The organism is Clavibacter sp. VKM Ac-2872, from assembly GCF_015351105.1.
GTDB lineage: Bacteria > Actinomycetota > Actinomycetes > Actinomycetales > Microbacteriaceae > Clavibacter.
In genome coordinates this window covers 1-468 of the sequence record NZ_JADKRR010000011.1, presented here as the reverse complement: position 1 = coordinate 468, position 468 = coordinate 1, and the positions used below count along the sequence as shown (strand labels likewise).

At 70.7% G+C, this 468-nt stretch carries 1 protein-coding gene; it reads left to right on the top strand.

From position 1 onward, the window contains the following. Positions 1 to 468 (top strand): hypothetical protein (locus tag ITJ40_RS16845; RefSeq protein WP_194668177.1); only part of this gene is annotated, 468 nt, incomplete at both ends.

Genomic DNA, 468 nt, shown 5'->3' with positions numbered 1-468 from the left:
CATGCGCAATCTCACCAAGTCCGTCTTCGGCCTCGCTACCGCGGGCTTCCTCGTCGTCGGCCTCGCGGCCTGCTCGACGCCCGCCGAGAGCCCGTCGTCCTCGACGTCCTCCAAGCCCGCCGCGACCGCGACGACCGAGGCGAACCCCACGCCCCTCGCGACGATCCCGAAGCTCACCGGCGTCGACACCAAGGTCACCCTCGACAGCGGCTTCACCGGCGCCCTCACGACCCTGGGCCTGACCCCCGGCGTCATCGGCACCGCGACCCTGGACGGCTCCACCGGCACCCTCGCGTTCCCCATCACCGGCGGCAACGTGAAGTACTTCGACCCCCAGCAGTCCTACCGCCCCTACGTCCAGGGCGAGATCGACCACTCCGGCTCCGGCATCAGCCTCACCGCCGGCTCCACGGTCGTGAAGCTCACCGACTTCGTCATCGACCCCGGCACCAGCCGCCTCACCGGATC